Genomic DNA, 585 nt, shown 5'->3' on the forward strand with positions numbered 1-585 from the left:
ACCCCGATGGCATACCGGCGGACGTTCCGGGGAGCGGGGGTGGAGTAGTCGTCGCCGCAGGTCAGGCCATGGCTTCATCGGTACCGCTCCGGGCATCCGTCTACGGTCGAGCGGGGAGCCGGTGCTCCCCCTATCTCAGAGTGCTTGGAGAGACCTCATGTCGAAGATCCTTTTCGTGGTGACCGGCGCCGACCACTGGACGCTCGCCGACGGCACCCGCCACCCGACCGGCTTCTGGGCCGAAGAGGCCGTCGCGCCGTACGAGGCGTTCAAGAAGGCCGGTGACGAGGTGGTCGTGACCACGCCGGGCGGGGTCGTCCCGACCGTCGACCAGGGCAGCCTCGCACCGGAGGTCAACGGCGGTCAGGAGGGCGCCGACCGGATCGCCGCCACGCTGGAGGCCGCGCCCGAGTTCAAGCACCCCGTCCCCCTGGAGGACGTGAACCTCGACGACTACGACGCCGTCTTCTACCCGGGCGGTCACGGCCCCATGGAGGACCTCGCCGTGGACCCCACCTCCGGCCGGCTGCTGGTCGACGCCCTCGACTCCGGCAAGCCGCTCGCGATCGTCTGCCACGCCCCGGC

The 585-nt window shown here is 70.9% G+C and carries 1 protein-coding gene; it reads left to right on the forward strand.

Going from position 1 to position 585, the window contains the following annotated elements; all coding sequences use genetic code 11:
• Positions 1 to 157: 157 nt before the first annotated feature.
• Positions 158 to 585: type 1 glutamine amidotransferase domain-containing protein (locus tag CCN33_RS30770; protein WP_208622022.1), on the forward strand; the 428-nt coding region annotated here is incomplete at its 3' end.

Source organism: Streptomyces recifensis (genome assembly GCF_002154615.1).
GTDB classification, from domain to species: Bacteria; Actinomycetota; Actinomycetes; order Streptomycetales; family Streptomycetaceae; genus Streptomyces; species Streptomyces griseoluteus.